We start from the raw sequence: 18,805 nt of genomic DNA, 5'->3' as shown, positions 1-18,805 counted from the left end.
TGATGGAGAAACAGAAAGCCAATCCGAAGATCCAATTAAAGTAGAACCAGATTAATGACCATCTTAGTTACAGGAGGTGCCGGTTTTATTGGAGCCAATCTGGTGCGTCAGCTGATTCTGGAAACAGATCACGAGATCGTTAATCTTGACAAGCTGACCTACGCGGGAAATCTAAGTTCGCTGGAGGGCGTGCTCGATCATTCCAGGCACCATTTTGTCAAAGCGGACATCAACAACGCTGACGCCGTGGAGGCGGTCTTCAAGAACTTTGGCATTAATGCGGTCATGCATCTGGCGGCTGAAAGCCATGTGGACCGTTCGATTGACGGCCCGCAGGAATTCATTCACACGAATGTGTTGGGCACGTACAACCTGCTTCAGTCTTCACTGCGCCACTGGCAGGCAAAGCAGGGCAATGAGCACACGGACTTCCGGTTTCTCCATGTTTCGACCGATGAGGTTTTCGGCTCGCTCAAACCCGAAGATCCCGGCTTCACGGAAACAACCCCGTACAAGCCGCATTCGCCCTACAGCGCCAGCAAAGCTGCATCGGATCATCTGGTCAGGGCCTGGCACGACACGTATGGTCTGCCTGTCGTGGTGACCAATTGCTCCAACAACTACGGCCCCTACCAGTTTCCCGAAAAGCTCATCCCCGTGGTCATACTCAAATGCCTGCGGCGCGAGCCGATCCCCGTCTACGGTAAAGGCGAGAATGTGCGCGACTGGCTGGCTGTGTCAGACCACTGCAGAGCACTGCGGCTGGTCCTCGAAAAGGGAAGGCTTGGAGAGACTTACAATGTGGGAGGAAACAACGAATGGAGCAATCTTGAGCTGGTCAGAAAGCTTTGCCAGCTCGTGGACGAATTGATCGAGCCTCCTTCCCCCAGTGAAAACCTCATCACCTTCGTCACTGACCGGCCCGGCCATGATCTGAGATATGCCATCGATTCGTCAAAAATTCGCTCGGAGCTTGGCTGGCAGCCCCTGGAGTCGAGAGAGGATGGGTTCCGTGAAACGGTGCGCTGGTATCTGAAACATCGTTCCTGGTGGGAGGATATTTTGATGAAAAAGAATCAGGGATTGCAACGAATCGGTGCTGCCGAAAAAAACATGGCCAACAAGCCCTCCTAAATCACCTATGAAAGGCATTCTCCTCGCCGGTGGCTCCGGATCTCGACTGCGCCCCGTGAGTCAGGCTGTCAGCAAACAATTGCTGCCGGTTTATGACAAGCCGATGATTTACTACCCTCTTTCCGTGCTGATGCTCGCCGGAATTCGCGAAATTCTGGTGATCTCAACTCCGGAAGACCTGCCCCTATACAAGCGACTGCTAGGCAACGGTTCACGTTTTGGCATTCAATTGAGCTTTGCAGAGCAGCCACGCCCAGAAGGTCTGGCGCAGGCCTTTCTCATCGGCGAAGACTTCATTGGCAGTGACGGTGTAGCGCTCGTGCTTGGAGATAATCTCTTCTATGGCCAGGGGTTCTCACCTAAACTTCACGCAGCGGCTGCACGGCGGAAAGGAGCAACCATTTTTGGTTATCAAGTGAACGACCCGGAACGTTTCGGCGTGGTGGAATTTGATTCGAATGGGGATGCCAGATCCATCGAAGAAAAACCCACCCGCCCCAAATCCAACTTCGCTGTCACCGGATTGTATTTTTACGACAACGATGTGGTGTCGATTGCTAAAACGGTCAAACCTTCAGCACGGGGCGAGCTTGAAATCACTTCCGTAAACCAGGAATACCTGTCGCGCGGGCAGTTGCATGTGGAGCGGCTTGGACGCGGTCACACCTGGCTGGACACCGGCACTTTTGATTCGCTGCTTGAGGCCGCTCAGTTTATTCGGACGATTCAAGAACACCAAGGATACTTGGTGGCCTGCCTGGAGGAGATCGCTTTTCAAGCTGGCTGGATCGACAAGGAAACCGTGCAGGCTACTGCCGCTGAGATGGGTGGAAACGCCTATTCGCAGTATCTGCTCAGACTCATCTTAACCCACTCACCGGCCTAAAAATGCGTCTCGCCGTCATGCAGCCCTATTTTCTGCCTTACATTGGTTATTTCCAACTGATGGCGGCTGCGGACCGGTTCGTATTTTTGGACGACGTCAATTATATCAATCGTGGCTGGATCAACCGCAACCGTCTGCGCACACCGCAAGGCCCCGCATGGTTCACCCTGCCTTTGATCGGAGCCAGCCAGAACCGGCTGATATGTGAGCTGGACATCAAGCCCGATGACGGCTGGAAGCGGTCTTTGGAGCGCACTATTTCGACGACCTATTCGAAGGCTCCCTGCTATGCTGAAGTCTTCCCGTTGTTTCAGGGTTTTTTGGCTGCCGCCTCCGGAAATCTGGCGCAGTTTTTGAGCCAAAATTTGCAGGAAGTTGCCGCATGGTTGGGACTGGCCACGCAGTTTGTGCCCTCATCAAGCATTTACCCCAAGGGGGAGTTGAAGGGCCAGCATCGCATCCTGGACATCTGCCTCCGTGAAGGCGTTGACACCTATGTCAATCCACCCGGTGGCCGTGAGCTGTATGACTCCCCCGTTTTTACCACTGCTGGGGTGGAACTGCAGTTCCTCAAACCGGAGCTGAAAAATCTGCAGCTTGGCTCAGTGGGGGACGACGGGCCGGTACTTTCTATCCTTGATTTGATGATGTACAACTCCCAAGAGTTGCTGCGTCAGGCCGCATGCACTTTCCAGGTGGAAACAGCCTGCCCGACTTCTCCTTTATCATGACTCTTGAAAAAATATTCGCCGAGGTGTTCGCCATCCCTGAGAGCAGTGTCGCAGACACGCTGGAGCTGCGACAGATCAGCAGCTGGGACTCCATGTCTCACATGTTCCTCATCACTCGTATTGAGGAGATTTTCGCCGTGCAGCTCACAGGTGATGAAATTGCCGACATGAAGAGCGTCGGTGATGCTCGTCGCGCGCTTCAAGCTCATGCCGTCGCTGTATGATCGTCCAAGAAAGTGCAGTTTTAATCACTGGCGGTGCTCGCGGCATCGGCCGGCATCTGGCCGAACGTTTTCTGGCTGACGGAGCCCGGGTGGGCGTGATTGATCGTGATGAAGCATCCTGCGCCGAACTGCGCGAGGCCAGCGGCGGCCAGATCCAGGCATGGGCCTGTGACCTCACGGATGCGGATGCCGTGGACGTCACCCTGCGGGCCATCTTCGATGCAGGGCTGGTCCCGGACCTTCTCGTCAACAACGCCGGTATCATTCACAGCGAGCCGCTCGTGAATATGCTCTCTCGTAGTGATCGCGTTCATTCGCGGGACGCCTGGCGTCGCGTCATGTCTGCGGATCTCGATTCTGTTTTCTACGTCACCAGCCGCACTGTGGACCTCTGGCTGGCCCGCCGGCACAAAGGAACGGTCGTTTCCATCAGCTCCATCTCCGCCCATGGCAACCCCGGCCAGTCCGCTTATTCCGCAGCCAAGGCGGGCGTCAACGCCCTGACCCAGACCTGGGCCAAAGAGCTGGGACCTCTCGGCTTCCGCTTTGCCGCCATCGCTCCCGGGTTCCTGGACACTCCTTCGACGCGCGCAGCCCTGAGCGAAGCCATCATCACCCGCCTTCAGCAGCAGATCCCACTGCGCAGGCTCGGCGGCGTGGAGCACATTTACCTGAGTGCTCGGCACATTTTGGAAAACGACTACCTCAATGGCCTGATCCTGGATGTGGACGGCGGACTGGTTCTTTAACCCTTGAATCGAATGGCCTTCATTTCGAATCTCCCCATCGCCTTTGCCGAGGTCATTCGCAACCAGCCAGAGCGCATCGCCCTGTGCTATCCTGCCACCGGTGAAAAGGTGACGTATGCCGAGCTCGCGACGAACGCTGAGGCCATCGCCGGAGTGCTGCATTCGCGTGGATTGCGGCAGGGAGATGTGGCGGCGTTTTTCCACGACAAAAGCCCCGCCGCCTATGCTGCCATGCTGGCCTGCCTGCGGCTCGGCATCATCTATACGAATCTGGATGCGGACAGCCCTTGGGAGCGGCTGCGGAAAATCTTGGGCAGTTGCGAGCCGCGCCTGATCATCAATGCGTTCGAGCAGCTCCCGCATGCGGAGGCTCTGAACCTCGCCGGCCATGCCGATGTGCTGCATCTGCGGCAGCACCCTTCGGGGCTGGCATCTGCGGAAACCCTGCCGGATGTGCGGGGGATCAGCGGTGCGTTTCCGGCCTACATCATGTTTACCTCGGGCTCGACCGGCATGCCGAAAGGGGCCGTCATGTCTCATGCCAATCTGCTGCTGTTTATCGCGTGGGGCAGGGACCGTTTTGGCATCACGAATGAGGACGTGCTCACGAACGCCAATCCCATCTATTTCGACAATTCGGTCTTCGACTTCTACACGGCCATCTTTTCCGGCGCCACCCTGGCTCCCATCACCAATGCGCAGGCTCGAGATGCCCGCCTGCTGGTCAAACTGATCAACACGGCGAACTGCACGGTGTGGTTTTCAGTGCCCTCCCTGCTGGTGTACCTGCTGACCACACGTGCGCTGGGCGCGGCGGATTTTCCCAGCATCCGGAAGATCATCTTTGGCGGGGAAGGCTTCCCCAAGCCGAAGCTCAAGCAGCTTTACGATCTTTTGGGGCACCGCTGCGATCTTGAAAACGTGTATGGTCCGACCGAGTGCACCTGCATTTGCTCCGCCCACACCATCACGGCGGCAGATTTCGAGGACATGCAAAACCTCGCGACTCTAGGTCCGCTGGCGCAGAACTTTGACCACGAAATCCTCCCGCTGGATGAGTCGGACCCACACTTCGGCGAGCTCTTCCTGCGCGGCCCCCAAGTCGGCCTGGGCTACTACCGCGATCCCGAGCGCACCGTCCGCGCCTTTGTGCAGAATCCGCGTCACCAAGATTACGCGGACATCGGCTACCGCACGGGGGATCTCGTGCGTCGGGACGAGCGCGGATGGTTCCACTTCAAAGGTCGTGCCGATTTCCAGATCAAGCATATGGGCTACCGCATCGAGCTGGAGGAGATCGAGGCTGCCTTGTCCACGCTGCCCGGAGTCCGCGAATGTGCGGTCATCTATCAGCGCCTGGGAGACGGCATGGGGCAGATCCTCGGCTACGCCGCCATGCCTGAGCAGCTGCCTACGGATGAGCTGGTGCGGCAGGTCGCGGCTATCGTGCCCCCTTACATGGTTCCACGCCGCATCACTGTGCTGGACACCTTGCCAAAGAACGCCAACGGTAAGATTGACCGCGTCGCCCTCTTGGCCCTCGCTTCATCCCCTTCATGAAACCGATCATTCTCTTTGGCACCGGCAAAATCGCCGAGATCATCCTGTACTTCCTGCGCAATGATAGCGACCGCACCGTGGTCGCCTGCACGGTGGACAGGGCCTACATGCCGGGCTCGGAGTGGCAGGGGCTGCCCGTGGTGCCGTTTGAAGAACTGGCCGCGACTTATCCTCCCGACCAATACGAAGTCCTTGTTGCCTTGGGCTATCAGGACATGAACGAACTGCGTGCCGGCAAATGTGCCGCGGCGCGCGCTCTCGGCTACACGCTGGCCTCCTACGTGCACCCCCAGTCCGGCGTGCCGAAAGATTTGGTGCATGGAGACAACTGCTTCATCATGAACCAGGTCATGATCCATCCCTGCGTGAAGCTCGGCAGCAATGTCTTCGTCTGGAGCGGAGCGATGATCGGCCACCACAGCACCATCGGAGACAATGTCTGGCTCACTTCCTGCGCAAATGTCTCAGGCGTGGTCACTGTGGGTGCCGGTACCTTCCTTGCTGTGAACAGCACCATCGGCCACGGCGTGAAAATCGGCCAGCGCTGCTTCATCGGCGCCAATGCCCTCGTGACTCAGGGCACGGAAGATGATCAGGTCTTCGTGAGCGCAAGCACCAAGCCATTCCGCCTGAGCAGCCAGCAGTTCATGCGCATGTCGCGCTTTTCCGATCTCTAAAACACGCTCCGTTTTGCCTATGAATCCTTCCGAACTCAAATTTTTCATCAGCCCGGTCACCAAGCTGCCTCTCACCTTGGATGCCTCCAAGAATTCGCTATCCACAACGGCGGGTGAGCAGTTTGGTTTCCTGGACGGCATCCCCGATTTCGTGCCGGACGAAGGGCTGGCAGCCAAAGCACGTCAGGCGCAGTCATTCTACGATGACCGGTCTGAAAACTACGACCAGTATCTTCATCTGACCTTTTACACCCACGGCGAGGATGAAGGCGTCGTGCGTAACCGGCTTGTGGACAATCTTGAATTGAAGCCAGATTCCAAGGTGCTCGAGATTGCTGCCGGCAGCGGCCGGGATTCGGTGATCATCGCTTCCCGCCTCAACGCCAGCGGGCTGCTCTGCCTTCAGGACATCTCCGCAGGCATGCTGGCCAAAGCGCGTGCCAAGCTCACCGACGTCGAGGTTCCCGTTTCTTACTCCCTTTCGGACGCCACCAGCCTGCCATACGCAGATAACAGTTTTGATGCTGTCTTTAGCTTCGGCGGCCTCGGTGAGTTCCCAGACATCGCCAAAGCTCTCGCTGAAATGGTTCGCGTGTGTCGTCCCGGCGGCAAGGTGGTTGTCGGCGACGAAAGCATCCCCGTGTGGCTGAGAAAAACAGAGTTTGCGAAAATCCTGACCACGACCAATCCGCAATTCATGGCGCCGCTGCCTCTTGAGCATCTGCCAGTTGAAGCACGGGAGGTCTGCGTGCGCTGGATCATCGGCGGCGTGTTTTATACGATCGACTTCCGTGTTGCAGAAGGGGAGCCGTCGGGAAATTTCGACTACCCTATTCCAGGTCCCCGTGGTGGCACCCTGCGTTCACGATATTTGGGCCAGCTGGAGGGAGTCAGCGTGGAGACCAAAGATCTTGCACACAAGGCCCGTCTGAAAAAAGGGCTCAGCATGCATGACTGGCTTGAGTCCGTTGTCCATGAGGCTGCAGTGCGAGATCTCCAAGAATGACGTCTTGAATTCATGAGCATCAATTCGACACCCTTGGAATGGCATAAAATCGGGCGCGTATTCGGTCCTGCGGAGGGGGCTCCGTGGATGAAAAGTCATGCCCAGGTCCCCACACCTCTCGTCATTGAGAAAGAGGGAGTCTTGCGTGTTTATTTTTCGTCCCGCCCAGATCGCGGAATGAGTTTGACCAGTTACGTGGATCTCGACCTGGCAGATTTCACGAAGATCGTGAACGTGAATCAGCAGCCATTGCTAGAACTTGGCCGACCTGGCACCTTTGATGAACACGGGATCATGCCGTCATGCGCTGTTCGCACCGGTGACCTTGTTTACCTGTATTATAGTGGCTGGAGCCGCGCTACTTCCGTTCCTTATACCAATTCCACCGGGTTGGCGATCAGTGAAGATGGCGGCAAAACTTTCCGTCGTGCTGGAGAAGGTCCTGTTCTCGCGAAATCGTTGCATGATCCCTGGTCAGCCACCTCTCCGTTTGTCATGAAAACCGGCGATCAGTGGCGAATGTGGTACTGCGCTGGCACAGGCTGGGTGCAGGTGGATGGAAAGTACGAGCATGTTTATGATATCAAAGAGGCTGTCTCTTCTGACGGTATAGCCTGGACCCCTCTTTGCCGCTCTTCCATTCCAGCGACGGAGGGTGAAGAGGCGCTGACCCGGCCATGGATCATGCCTTTCGGTGATTCGTGGCGCCTGTGGTACTGCCATCGTCGTTCCAAGGACTTCCGGGATGGGGCTGGTGCCTACCGCATCTCATCTGCAAGCTCGCCGGACTTGAATTCATGGACGCGCATCGGTCGTGACGGCCCGGTGGGAGCAGGGGAAAATACATGGGACTCTGCAACACAAGCCTACCCGGCTCTCTTTGAGTTTAACCAGAAGCTCCATATGCTTTACAATGGCAACGACTTTGGCGCGGATGGCTTTGGCATTTGTACAGCCCAACTGGCATCATAAAATGAAGATAGCATTAATTACAAATGCGGGTGGAGGGCAGTTGCAGACATGCCTTTTGGAAGAGAAATTTAGGTCTCGGATCCAGGCGGTCATCTCCGATAAAGACGACAAAAATTTGGAAATTGCAAAATCGCATGGCATTCAAAGCCTCGTCGCGAGAGGCGAGACCAGTTCTGAATTCAACGAGGCATTGTCGACTCTGATGAATGAGCACAAGTTCGATGCGCTGATCTCTTTCGGATTCACCCGGCTGTTTTCAGCCGCCTTTCTTGCCTCCTTCAAAGGGACTGTATTCAACTCTCACTTTTCGCTTCTTCCGTCGTTTCCAGGAAAGAGGGGGGCGGATTGGACGACAAATGTGCTGCCTCCCAAGGCCATTTTTGAACGTGCAATCCTGTATGGAGCACGGTTCATCGGAAACACGATTCACATTGTGGACCAGTCAATTGATGGCGGGCGGCCTGTGATGCAGTCCTGTCTCCCAGTTCCTTATGAATATAAGAAAAATGAGCTCAGGCACGAGTTGTTCATTCAGGAATGTCGATGCCTGATGCAATTCGCACTGTGGTTAAGTGACGGGCGGATTTTGATCTCCGAAAACGAGGCTGTTGTTGCCAATGCTTCATTCGATCAGGGGTGGTACTCTCCGGCGCTCGAAGAAGAATGGATCAAAAGCTTCACGCCCGTGAATCGGGCAGCTTAGAAGCTGTTATAAACAGCCTGTTATTAAATAGTTTATCAATAGAGTTCATGAGTTTCAATCAAGGCAATTCACTGTTTGTCGGAACGCCGAACATTGGAAACCAGGATGTCTTTCTTTCGCGCACGGTGGATGCTTTAAAGCGCCGCTGGCTCTCCAATAATGGAAAATATGCGCAAGAGTTTGAGGCGGCTGTATCCAAATTTCTGGGGGTGAAGCACTGCATTGCCATGTGCAATGCCACAGTCGGGCTGGAGATAGCCATTCGTGCGCTGGGGCTTTCTGGCGAAGTGATTGTGCCGTCATTCACATTCATTGCCACGGCGCATGCACTGCAATGGCAGGAGATCACCCCGGTGTTCTGCGACATTGACCCCGTGACGCACAATATTGACCCCGCAAAGGTTGAGGCGCTTATCACACCGAGAACAACGGCCATCATGGGGGTGCATCTCTGGGGTCGTGGTTGTGACGTGGAGGCACTGCAAAGGATAGCTGACAAGCACGGCCTGAAGCTTCTGTTTGATGCTGCTCACGCTTTTGGTTGTTCGCACAACGGGCAGATGACAGGTGGTTTTGGCAATGTTGAGGTTTTCAGCTTCCATGCCACCAAGTTCATCAACTCATTCGAGGGCGGCATGGTGACCACCAATGATGATGAGCTTGCGCTGCGCCTGCGGCGAGTGACCAACTTCGGATTCTCGGGCTATGATCAGGTGGACTGCATAGGCACCAATGGCAAAATGAACGAGATCTCTGCGGCCATGGGGTTGACTAACTTGGAGAGCATTGATGAGTTCATTGCCATTAATCGTGCCCATCATCGCCGGTATCAGGAGTTGCTGGACGGCCTGCCGGGTCTCTCGGTAATGCCCTACGGTGAAGCTGAACGCGGCAATTACCAATATGTGGTCATAGAAATCGAGTCTGATATCGCCGGTATCAGCCGCGATCTGCTGGTGTCACGCCTGCACGAACAGGGGGTTATTGCCCGACGGTATTTTTATCCGGGCTGCCATCGCATGGAACCTTATCGCACTTTGTATCCGCTCGCAGGGAATCATTTGCCGGAAACAGAGCGGCTTACGCAACGTCTTTTCTGTCTTCCTACAGGAAGTGCCCTCACTGAAAATGATGTGGAATCTGTATGTCACATCATCGGTAATATCATGTCTGAGGCTCGCAATGGACCGGGGAGTTGTGAGCCGTGAGATTTATGAGCTTTTAGCTTGGTGAGATTGCGTCTGGCCGCTGGTGGCGATGGGTTAATGCTGAAGTCTCGGGGCAAAATCCAAAGCACGTCACTGGCGGTTCATGGCTTCCTAACAGACAGCGACCAGTGTCATCATTCACATCTGGCCGCGCATTTCCAAGGGGAGTTCCCCGATCGCATGTTGAGGGGGCATCGGTGATATGAAAACTGAGTTCCGGTTGAGGGGGCTGATATTGGCCGCCGGTGTGTTCGCATCGGGCAAGTCACGAACATGCCTCCAAGGTGTTTGAAAACTGCCGCGGAATGAATTTATGGCCGATGGCTCATGGAAGGGGTGGATGCTTCCTGAAACAGCCAGCGTGAAGCCGGAAGTCATTGGACAAGTAAGCGGCATTGCTGCTTCTTTCGTTGCAGCAGGAAAACAAAAACACCACAAGAACATGAATCAGTTGGCGCCAATTGGCATATGTACTTACTCAAGACTGGATAAGTTGAAGCTGACGATTGATGCCCTGAAGCGTAACACTCTGGCAACTGATTCAGAGTTACACATTTTTTCAGATGGCCCCAGGCAAGGTGACGAGGAGAAGGTTGGAAAATTAAGGGGGTATCTTGAGACTGTGGATGGTTTCAAAAAGGTCGTTCTCAATCTTCCGACCGAGAACAATCAGTTCCAAAACACCCACATGGCCCATCGCAATTTAACGGAAATGTATGGGAAAAGCATCTTCATGGAGGATGATAATATCACGTCCCCGCATTTTCTTGAATACATGAACAAGGCCCTGGCATTCTATAAAGATAATCGCCGGGTTTTTTCCATAGGCGGGTACGCTCCTCATGGGGTCTTCGACAAGAAAGCCTCCGCAGATGTGTTTTTCTCAAGAATGTTTTGCCCCTGGGGGGTGGGTATTTGGGCGGAGAGTTTCCAGTTATTTGGCGACATTAACTGGGGCGAAGTGTTTGAGAGGGAAGCTGACAACCAAAGGCTGATCGCGGAATTGTCCTATCTCGGCAAGCATCTATCCAAGAGATTTAAAAGGTGGCGGGACAAAGGGATGAAGGCGGATCAATACCACCTTGCCGGGGATCTGCTCATGACGATAACGATGATTAAGAATCGGATGTTCACGGTAGTGCCTGCGAAATCGTTGGTGAAAAACATCGGTCTTGATGAGTCGGGCCTGCATAGCGGCGTTCATGATGTCCGCTTCGATGTTCCCGTAGATCCTAATTTTGTGCCCAAACAATTCACCGCAGAAGCGGTGGCTAGCAGAAGGCTCTGTGACGAGCAGTATATTCTGAACAGCTATTCAAAAAAGCAAAAAAGCGCCATCCGTTTTTACTATCTGCTGATTCGTGAGATTAAAATCCGTTTCAGCCGTTCGCTTGGATCATCAGATGCTTTTTTGAAGTCTCACTAGGACGCAAATTACAGCTGATTTCGCAATGCGCTTTTAAGCCTTAAAACCAGAGAGAAGATTGATTGGTGCGATGTTATTGAACATCCATTTGCTCACGCGGCGTTTCAAACGGGAGCTGGAGAGGGTGTTGAACTTTCGCATGCGCCGCTTGGCCGCTCCTTTGTAGTGCAGGGCCAGCGCGCGCACCCACTGGTTGCTCGTTAGAAATCGGAGGTAGGGGACGAGTTTGCCGCCTTCTTCGCGCCACTGCACGCGCTTCAGTTTTTTGGGGCCGGGCCAGCGTTCGTAGCCGTCGGCCTCAGACATGGTCTGCTCTAGAATGGCATCATCCCAGACCATCTGGCTGCTGACCTGCTCCGGGTGCAGGCGCCGGTGTTCACCCAGCCCCGTCATGTCGCAGAAGTACTGCCGCGCCGCAAGCCAGTCGGTTTTCACCCAGTCGCGATGGAGTTCGGAATCAAACAGGCCGGAGAGGGTGGCTGTGAGACCGGCGATTCCTTCTTTGCGAAACACCGCCACATGCGGGTTGCCACTCGTTCCGTAGTAGCACACCGCTGGCGGAGGCAGCAGCCTTTGGGTGAGGGCCTGCGCCGTGTCAAAGATCAGGCAGTCACTGTCGAGATGCAGCGCGGTGTCAGAGCCGCAGGCCAGCATGGCTTCTTTGAGCAGGAACCACCGGCTGAAGCAGAACCGCTCAAAGCCTTCCGGATTGCCGGAGGTGTGGACGTAGGACTTTTGAAAAGCCTCCAGCTCAGTTTGCGGCAGGTCCTTGATAGGGACGAGCGTGACCTCCAGCCGGTCAAACTGCGCATGTGAATGATCGCCGATCAGGAACAAGCGCACGTCAGGATTGAAGACCCGGGTGTTCTCCAGGGAGCAGAGGAGATAGCGTGGTATGGGGCCGCGATGGACGTAGTAGATGTCCGTCGGCGCGCTGTCCGTGGGGCTTGGCGTGGCAGAGCTCATGGGGCCAGGATGCTTTGATATAAACGGCTGTACTGCACGGCTTGAATTTCCGGCGCATGATTTGCATGCGCATAGGCCTGAGCCGCTGCGCCCATCTCCTGCAGGGGCCATAGGCCAGCGCGCGACTCATTGATCAGCCGGGCCAGTTCGGTCGGTTCCTGGCTGGGAAACAGCAGGCCGGTGAGGCCATGCTGGACGCGTTCAGGGATGCCGCCAATCCGACTCGCCAAGGGGGGCGTCCCTGAGGCCATCGATTCCAAAACGGTCAGCGGACCCGTGTCTCCCTTCGTTGGGCAGATGAAGAGATCCATGGCGGCATAGAGCGCTGCCATACGGGCCGGGTTGCTCACAGAGCCGAAGGTGCGCAGCGTCAGGCCCGGCAGGGAAGGGGACTCGGGCTCCTGCCCCCAGATGGCGAGACCGAGTCCCCTGCAGTCGATGCCGGTCAGAGCTCTCCAAAGCACGTCCATGCCTTTGCGGTTGTTGTTCCAGGTGGCGCCGACGCCGAGCCAGAACAGATCCTTGCTGAGGCCCAGCCCGGCACGGCTTGCTTCACGGGAGGGGGCGCTGAGAAACTCCGGCCGCACCACATGGGGAATCATCTCTTCTCGTGTTTTAAAGCGGGAAATCAGAGGGTGCATGACGCGGTTCACATAGTCCGAAGGCGCCACCAGCGTGAGGTTGCGGCGCTGCAGCAGCAGTTCATCGCGTGCCCGCAGCAGTGTGACTCTTTTTCTGCTGCCGATTTCATAGCGGTCTCGGAGGCCCGTGGTGTGCTCGATCCATGAGCAGGCATGGCCTTTGATGGGCCAGAGATCGTGGATGGTCCAGATCAGCGGGATGTGCGGCTCAATCTTCAAAAGGGAGCCGTGGTAGAGATCCGCCGAGTGGATGTTGTGCACATGGATCAAATCCGGGCGTGCTGTCTTGATGGCCTGGTATAAAGCCTGTTCATGCCGCTTGGTGCGCCAGCGTGCTGCGAGGGAGCGGGAGATATTCTTGACCAATCTCTCCAGGGGCGGTCGCTTCGCGGAAGATGCCAGTGAGCGCTCGGAGACCAGCCCTGTGAACAGCCCCGCTTTAGCAGGAGGTGAAAAATGCCAGCGTTCGATCTGATACTCGGCGCGCTGCGCGAGGTCATTGGCCAGCATGTTGGCCAGTGTGGCGGCTCCGCCATTGATGTGGTCGGAGAGCAGAACGATTTTCGGCTTTTTCATATCCCCATGAGATAAGACTTCCACAAGGGGTAGGTGCTCGTGGTGGAGTAGTGCGCTTCGAATGCCGCTCTGGCATGGCGGCCCAATGCCTCGCGCTTGGGGGCGTCAGTGACCAGGGAGGTCAGGCAGGCGTGCCACTCGGCGGGTGTTTTGGCGAAGGCAATCGCACCTGATTCGCGGTCCAGTTCCAATGCGCCAGCCTGCGGGGTTGCCACCGTGGGAATGCCGGCCGCCATGTACTGCAGCGCCTTGATAGGGGACTTGCCCTGAGAGAAGGCGTCCACGGGGAGCGGTAGCAGACCGATGTGGAACGTTTCGACCGCCGCAGACTCGCCGCCCTGGCGCCATGGCAGATGGATGTAGGGCGTGGCGGCAGAGAAGTCAGGCTTCTTGCCGCAAAACACGGCCAGCTCCACCTCGGGGTGCTCGCACATGATCTGAGCGAGCACTGGCTCCAGCGTCTCCAGGTAGCACAGATTCACCGGCGCACCTGACCAGCCGATGCGGATCCTGCCGGTGGATTCGGTGGCGGCAGGAGGCGGCCAGTCTGCCGGGTTCAGAGCCATGGGCAGCACCTGCACATTGGCCCCGAGTGCGGAGAGATGATGGGCGATGTAGTGATTGGCCACGAGGGCCACATCGGCTGCACGAACGATGCTCCGCAGCCGCCGGTTGGTGCGCCAGCGTGTCCACCAGCTATGCTTGCGCCCATGGGGGTGCCAGGTCGCGTCATCAATGTCGAACAGCAGCCTTTTCGCATGAGCCCTGAGGGTCCGCACTTGGGAGGTGGAGAACAGTTTTTTCTGCACCAGCACGGCGTCGTAGCCTGCGATCTCAGCAGACGGAGGAAGCGTGCCCGGAGGGGCCACATCATACCTGATGCCATCCGCCTTCAGCATTTCCAGATACTGGATCACCCGGTAGTGGGTGCTGGCGCAGGACGTATCGCCAAAGGGGAGGACGAGAATTTTCATGTGCGTTGATAAAGGGCGAGGGCGAGCACCTAACCACAGTCCGCCGCAGGCTCACAGCAATATCGCTCCGTGAAATCCTTAACGCCAAGTCTCCGGCCATCCCTTTCTGTTGACCAATACACAAGCCATGGCTGGGCAGTTTATGAAAGGAGATTCAGGTCCGTTGCTTTGTGGCGGAGAAGGCCGCTCTTCAGGGCTACAAATCCAGCTGGCAGGTATTGCGGCAGATGACGACGACGTAGGCGGAGTTCAGGGTCTTCGCGATGTAGGATTTGTAGCCGTTTTGCTCCAAATAGGAGCTGAGCAACTCCCACATGTAGACGTCCCGGAAAGCAATGTCCTCAATGATGACCACGCCGTCCGGCTTGATCATTCCCAAGCCGAATTTGAGGGTGAGAAGGTTGGCGTGGGCCATGTGGAACCCGTCATCAATCACGACGTCGAATTTCTCAGGTGACAGGCTTTTTTCCAGATCTTGGAAAGTCGACCACTTGGTTTGATCGACATAAAACGTTTTGATTCGATCTTCGGTAAAGAGGATCCGCTTGTCGATGTCGGCGCCATAAATACGCGCATTGGGCATGAAATCCCTGAAAGCTCTCAGGGAGGCTCCGGGCTTGCCCTTTTCGCCCATGTTGGAGAGAACATCGATGTTGTTGGTTCCCAGCCCGATCTCCAGCAGCCGTGTGTCAGGACTTGACCGGATCTTGGACAAAATGCGTCCATAAATTTGATGGTAATTGTGTTTGGTCGTTTTGTCGCTGCCATGCTTGCCCAGGAGGGCTCCCAGCTCAGCCACATCGACAGGCTCCGTGGCTTCCCGGGCGGAATAGTCAAGATGGCACGCGGGAGTGGGAGCTTTCTGGGAGATGAGGTCGAGAACACCTGCAAAATTTGTCAGCGTGTCTTGATGAATGGCCTGAATTTCTTCGTCGGTGAAATCCTTGTACCGGACGTCATAAATCATGGTCTTGACGAATTTGGCGAGCTTCGGCGGGTTGATCAAAAACCCGCTTAGTCTCTTAAAATTCATCGCCGATAATAGTAAATCCGTGCGTCCCATAGAAGGGGCAATAGTTACTGGATGAAGGGTTTGTCAACCTTTCAGAGCGGGTATTAGAGGTGGCAAACTTCAAGCCTGAGCAGGCTTGTCTCTTAAATGTCGGAAGGACGACATTTTAGAGGGCTGAGGGGGGCAGGGAGAGGAAATTCGCCGCGGCGGTTTTCACCTCCTGAAGCGCGGAAATTTCGTCCGATTTGAAGTGAACGATTTGATGCCGGGTTTTCCAAGGGTGCCAATTGCAGGCGGCGGAGTCCGGACCAAACAGGGCCACCGTGGGGCAGCCCGTGGCGGCGGAGAGATGCATCGCTGCGGTGTCGACTCCGACAAACAGCCGGGCCTGGTACATCAGCCAGGCCAGATGATGCCATTGGATTTTTCCTGCGGTGCTCGTGCATCCCGCGCCGATGGCCTGCGTCAGGCGCTCGCCGAGGGCAATCTCCTCCGGGTCTGGCCCTACACTGATGACGATCTGGTGATTTTGCGCGATCAAGGATTTCCCCAGACTGGCCCAATGAGCGTCCGTCCAGCGCTTGCGCTGCCAGCGTGTGCCTGGATGAAAAATGACCAGAGGTTTTTCCAGAGAAAGCTCAATGGGTGGCGGACTGGTGCGGCTTTTTTCAAAGATCAGCGGACCCGGCTCCTGCTGCGGGAGGTCGATGAAGTCTTTGGCGTTCAAGAAATCAGCCTCCACCCGGTGGATGAATGACCAGTCGCTCTGACCCAGATGAGTCAAAAGCTTTTTCCAAGGCCAGCCGATCTTGTACACGAAGGCGTTGGCGCAGCGCTTTTTGGCGCCGCTCAATGCGACGACGGTGCGTCCACGGTCGTTGTTGCCCAGCTCAATGGCCACGTCATAGCGTTCACGCCGTATGGCGGCCTGCAGACGCAGCGCGTGCAGAAAGCTCAGGGCGGAGCGTTTGCTCTTCTCAGGCGAGGCGGTGGTGTAAATCTTGTGGATGTCCGGGCAGCCTTTGAGAATGCTTTCCGTGCCTGCGCGTACCACGACGTCAATCTGTGCCTCAGGGAAGGCTTCTTTCACCGCCTTGACTGTGGGGGTCAGCAGCAGAGAGTCTCCGATGTGGCGGAGTTTGACGAGGAGAAGGCGCATGGGGAAAGGGGCGGATGGATAAGGCTCGAAGCAGGGAGAAGCGGCTGGAAACCACTACTGAATGAGCCTCTTCACATTCTCAAGCCTCGCGTGGAGATCCTCCCGTGGAAAGAGAAAGGAGCCGTCCGCAGTGCGTGGGGTTTTGGAGTACAGCGAGAGGCCCTGATTGCCGCAAATGTTGGCGACGTCACGGAAGGCATCTCCCCATGAGTCGGGGCCGTGGCCGCCATCCAGATTGATATAGACCGAGTTTCTCGCAAACAGCGCCGTGGCCAGCGCCTGTCCCAGCGGACCGACGACCATCGGTGCTGCTGAAATCAGGGCGATCTGCTCGTCCAACGGGGTTTTGGAAAGCTGGATGGAGCGGCATGAGCCAAACACCCTTTCGACCTCGGCGACCGCTTCGTCTTCATTGAGCAGGTGGCGGTTGGGCGCATCTTTGCGGGACAGGAATAGCGTGGGGCCGGTTTTGGCTTGGGGACGGTGGAAGTACTCGTTCATGGCCCGGTAGTCCTGCGGGCGGGAGAGGCAGTCGTGCTTCCCCCGCGGCTGGGGGATGTAGTAGAGATCGTTGCACCGCGTGGTGCCGTCTCCGCATTCGATCATCTGATCCGGGGCGCCGCCGGTTCTTGTCAGGTAGCGGGACTGCCACTTCAGATGCCCCTTGGCGACGAGGATCTTAAAATCCGGACTCAGCTCCTGCATCTTTTTCTGGGCGGCCAGCCAGCGGGGCATGTGCTGAAACAGGAAGTGCCCATGGTTTTCGTGGTCCCGGCCGGAGAGATGGAACAGCGGCATGCTCAGCCGGTTGGCACCGAGGTAAATGGGCTGCCGCACCTTTTTAAGGGGAAGATAATCGAGGCTGGGGCAAACGCGCAGCCACCTGCCGTCCGACGTGAAAACATTGGCCTGGTCGCCAACGATGGTGGCGTTTTGGACGCGGTACAGATTGACGGTGGGCCAGCGAATCAGCGTGGACATCGCCGTTTGGTTGTTCAACCGCGCCTCCAGCTCGCAAGAGACCTCCTCCGAGCCTGCTTCGATCAGCGGAATCACCGTGACGTCCTTGGAATTCGCCGGAGCAGATTCGATCTTGGGATAAAGATGAACTGCAGACCGTAGATTCGCATAGAGATCATGTATGCGGCGACGGAAGGATTTCATGGCATGGATGGAGGTGCATCAAGGGAGGGGGCTCCCATTCCCCCTTTTTTCACAGGGTTGAAAGATGAATGGATGCGGCTGAAGTCGATGCGTGAGATGGGCGGTTCCAGCATTACTACAAAGCAGACAATCCCCCCCGTGCAACCAATTAACAGTTTGCGGATTGTGCCTCGACGTATTCAATTGATTGCCCGTCTTCATGTCATCGATCCCCAACACGCAGAATGCTGCCACTGTCATCTCGTCTTGTGATGCCTACTCAGATTTGTGGCCCATCTTTTTCCACTTTTTCTTTAAGCATTGGGGGAAGCCATCCTTTCCGGTTTATCTCATCACCAATCACCGGCACTACAAAGATCCGCGGGTTATCAGCATCCCGGTGGGCGAGGACAAGAGCTGGTCTGACAATCTCATCAATGCGCTGAAAAGCATCCCGGAGGAAAACCTCTTCGTCTGGCTGGATGACTTTCTGGTGGATCGCGACATCGACAGCGCAGCAATGACCGCGTGCATTGAGCAGCTCGACCAAGTGGGCGGCAAGTATCTGGCGGTGGACCAGTTCGGTGATCTGGGCGCACCAGTCGAGAACAGCTGGCTGCGCTTGATCGAAGGGGGCAATCTCCGCGCGGGCCTCAATCTGTCACTGTGGAAGAAGACCTTCCTGAACCAGGTGTTGGAGCCTGCCTGCTCGATCTGGGCTGCTGAAAGCCGCCTGCGCAAGCTCAACCGCGAAGGCGAGGCGGGTTTGTATTACTTGAAAACCGAGACCCCCAAAGTGGTGTCCTATGTGGAGGGTGTCCGAGGGCAGTTTTGGAAACCCCAGGGCGTTGCCTATCTGCGGGAGCAGGGCATCAAGGCGAACTTGAAGCGGCGGCCGTTTCCGCCGCAGGGAAATGATTTCCTGTCCAAGTTTTTCAGAAGCTGCTACAAGCGCAGGATGAAATCTCAGTCGGGCAAAGAGGTCCGTGCGGCGTTGGAAGGGAAGGGGCTTGAAGTGCTTCCTTTGCAGGGCGTGTCCTGATTTGACACAGGACGTT

General features: G+C 56.2%; 19 protein-coding genes. 13 read left to right on the top strand and 6 right to left on the bottom strand.

What is annotated here, in order from left to right; all coding sequences use genetic code 11:
- Positions 1 to 54: 54 nt before the first annotated feature.
- From rfbB to AC24GY_RS19980, 12 genes are all read left to right on the top strand, one after another.
- Complete coding sequence (rfbB, locus tag AC24GY_RS20035; RefSeq protein ID WP_422316459.1) at positions 55 to 1,134, top strand: dTDP-glucose 4,6-dehydratase; 1,080 nt, start codon at positions 55 to 57, stop codon at positions 1,132 to 1,134.
- A gap of 7 nt (positions 1,135 to 1,141) precedes the next feature.
- Positions 1,142 to 2,020: a glucose-1-phosphate thymidylyltransferase RfbA gene (rfbA, locus tag AC24GY_RS20030; RefSeq protein WP_487686644.1), complete on the top strand. Its 879-nt coding sequence runs from the start codon at positions 1,142 to 1,144 to the stop codon at positions 2,018 to 2,020.
- Positions 2,021 to 2,037: 17 nt separating this feature from the next.
- Entirely contained in the window at positions 2,038 to 2,751 is a 714-nt protein-coding gene (locus AC24GY_RS20025) for a WbqC family protein (protein ID WP_487686643.1), read from the top strand.
- A complete protein-coding gene (locus AC24GY_RS20020; protein WP_422316453.1) occupies positions 2,748 to 2,975 on the top strand; it encodes an acyl carrier protein in 228 nt (75 codons plus the stop codon). The genes AC24GY_RS20025 and AC24GY_RS20020 overlap by 4 nt, the downstream gene beginning before the upstream one ends.
- The gene (locus AC24GY_RS20015; protein WP_422316451.1) at positions 2,972 to 3,724 is read left to right on the top strand and encodes an SDR family NAD(P)-dependent oxidoreductase; all 753 of its coding nucleotides are present in this window, start codon (positions 2,972 to 2,974) and stop codon (positions 3,722 to 3,724) included. The genes AC24GY_RS20020 and AC24GY_RS20015 overlap by 4 nt, the downstream gene beginning before the upstream one ends.
- A gap of 12 nt (positions 3,725 to 3,736) precedes the next feature.
- Complete coding sequence (locus tag AC24GY_RS20010) at positions 3,737 to 5,284, top strand: AMP-binding protein (protein WP_487686642.1); 1,548 nt, start codon at positions 3,737 to 3,739, stop codon at positions 5,282 to 5,284.
- A complete protein-coding gene (locus AC24GY_RS20005) occupies positions 5,281 to 5,961 on the top strand; it encodes an acetyltransferase (protein WP_422316447.1) in 681 nt (226 codons plus the stop codon). The genes AC24GY_RS20010 and AC24GY_RS20005 overlap by 4 nt, the downstream gene beginning before the upstream one ends.
- Before the next feature lie 19 nt (positions 5,962 to 5,980).
- Positions 5,981 to 6,967 (top strand): methyltransferase domain-containing protein, encoded by a 987-nt coding sequence (locus tag AC24GY_RS20000; RefSeq protein ID WP_487686641.1) that lies wholly within the window; start codon positions 5,981 to 5,983, stop codon positions 6,965 to 6,967.
- A 12-nt stretch (positions 6,968 to 6,979) separates the two neighbouring features.
- Positions 6,980 to 7,939, top strand: coding sequence for a hypothetical protein (locus AC24GY_RS19995; RefSeq protein ID WP_487686640.1), 960 nt, complete (start codon positions 6,980 to 6,982; stop codon positions 7,937 to 7,939).
- The gene (gene purN / locus AC24GY_RS19990) at positions 7,881 to 8,642 is read left to right on the top strand and encodes a phosphoribosylglycinamide formyltransferase (RefSeq protein ID WP_487686639.1); all 762 of its coding nucleotides are present in this window, start codon (positions 7,881 to 7,883) and stop codon (positions 8,640 to 8,642) included. Before AC24GY_RS19995 ends, purN begins: the two co-directional genes overlap by 59 nt.
- 47 nt (positions 8,643 to 8,689) lie before the next feature.
- Positions 8,690 to 9,850: an aminotransferase class I/II-fold pyridoxal phosphate-dependent enzyme gene (locus AC24GY_RS19985; RefSeq protein WP_487686669.1), complete on the top strand. Its 1,161-nt coding sequence runs from the start codon at positions 8,690 to 8,692 to the stop codon at positions 9,848 to 9,850.
- A 340-nt stretch (positions 9,851 to 10,190) separates the two neighbouring features.
- On the top strand, positions 10,191 to 11,276 hold the full coding sequence (locus AC24GY_RS19980) for a hypothetical protein (protein WP_487686638.1): 1,086 nt from the start codon (positions 10,191 to 10,193) through the stop codon (positions 11,274 to 11,276).
- A 33-nt stretch (positions 11,277 to 11,309) separates the two neighbouring features.
- On the opposite strand, the gene AC24GY_RS19975 is transcribed toward AC24GY_RS19980, so the two are convergent.
- The 6 genes from AC24GY_RS19975 to AC24GY_RS19950 all read right to left on the bottom strand — a co-directional run bounded on the left by AC24GY_RS19975 (position 11,310) and on the right by AC24GY_RS19950 (position 17,768).
- Positions 11,310 to 12,242 (bottom strand): hypothetical protein, encoded by a 933-nt coding sequence (locus AC24GY_RS19975; RefSeq protein WP_487686637.1) that lies wholly within the window; start codon positions 12,240 to 12,242, stop codon positions 11,310 to 11,312.
- Complete coding sequence (locus AC24GY_RS19970) at positions 12,239 to 13,459, bottom strand: glycosyltransferase (RefSeq protein WP_487686636.1); 1,221 nt, start codon at positions 13,457 to 13,459, stop codon at positions 12,239 to 12,241. The genes AC24GY_RS19975 and AC24GY_RS19970 overlap by 4 nt, the downstream gene beginning before the upstream one ends.
- Complete coding sequence (locus AC24GY_RS19965; protein ID WP_422316433.1) at positions 13,456 to 14,433, bottom strand: glycosyltransferase family 4 protein; 978 nt, start codon at positions 14,431 to 14,433, stop codon at positions 13,456 to 13,458. Before AC24GY_RS19965 ends, AC24GY_RS19970 begins: the two co-directional genes overlap by 4 nt.
- 196 nt (positions 14,434 to 14,629) lie before the next feature.
- On the bottom strand, positions 14,630 to 15,466 hold the full coding sequence (locus AC24GY_RS19960) for a hypothetical protein (protein WP_487686635.1): 837 nt from the start codon (positions 15,464 to 15,466) through the stop codon (positions 14,630 to 14,632).
- A gap of 145 nt (positions 15,467 to 15,611) precedes the next feature.
- Positions 15,612 to 16,604 carry a putative lipopolysaccharide heptosyltransferase III gene (gene rfaQ / locus AC24GY_RS19955; RefSeq protein ID WP_487686634.1) on the bottom strand — a complete coding sequence of 331 codons (993 nt, stop codon included), beginning with the start codon at positions 16,602 to 16,604 and terminating at the stop codon, positions 15,612 to 15,614.
- Positions 16,605 to 16,658: 54 nt separating this feature from the next.
- The gene (locus AC24GY_RS19950; protein ID WP_487686633.1) at positions 16,659 to 17,768 is read right to left on the bottom strand and encodes a glycosyltransferase family 61 protein; all 1,110 of its coding nucleotides are present in this window, start codon (positions 17,766 to 17,768) and stop codon (positions 16,659 to 16,661) included.
- 199 nt (positions 17,769 to 17,967) lie between these two features.
- Here AC24GY_RS19950 and AC24GY_RS19945 point away from each other — a divergent pair, with 199 nt between their 5' ends.
- Positions 17,968 to 18,789 (top strand): hypothetical protein, encoded by an 822-nt coding sequence (locus tag AC24GY_RS19945; RefSeq protein ID WP_422316425.1) that lies wholly within the window; start codon positions 17,968 to 17,970, stop codon positions 18,787 to 18,789.
- Positions 18,790 to 18,805: the final 16 nt, after the last annotated feature.

This window comes from Prosthecobacter sp. Pr1, assembly GCF_057652315.1.
Note: the sequence above shows the minus strand (reverse complement) of the source record. Positions and strands in the feature narration are given on the sequence as shown.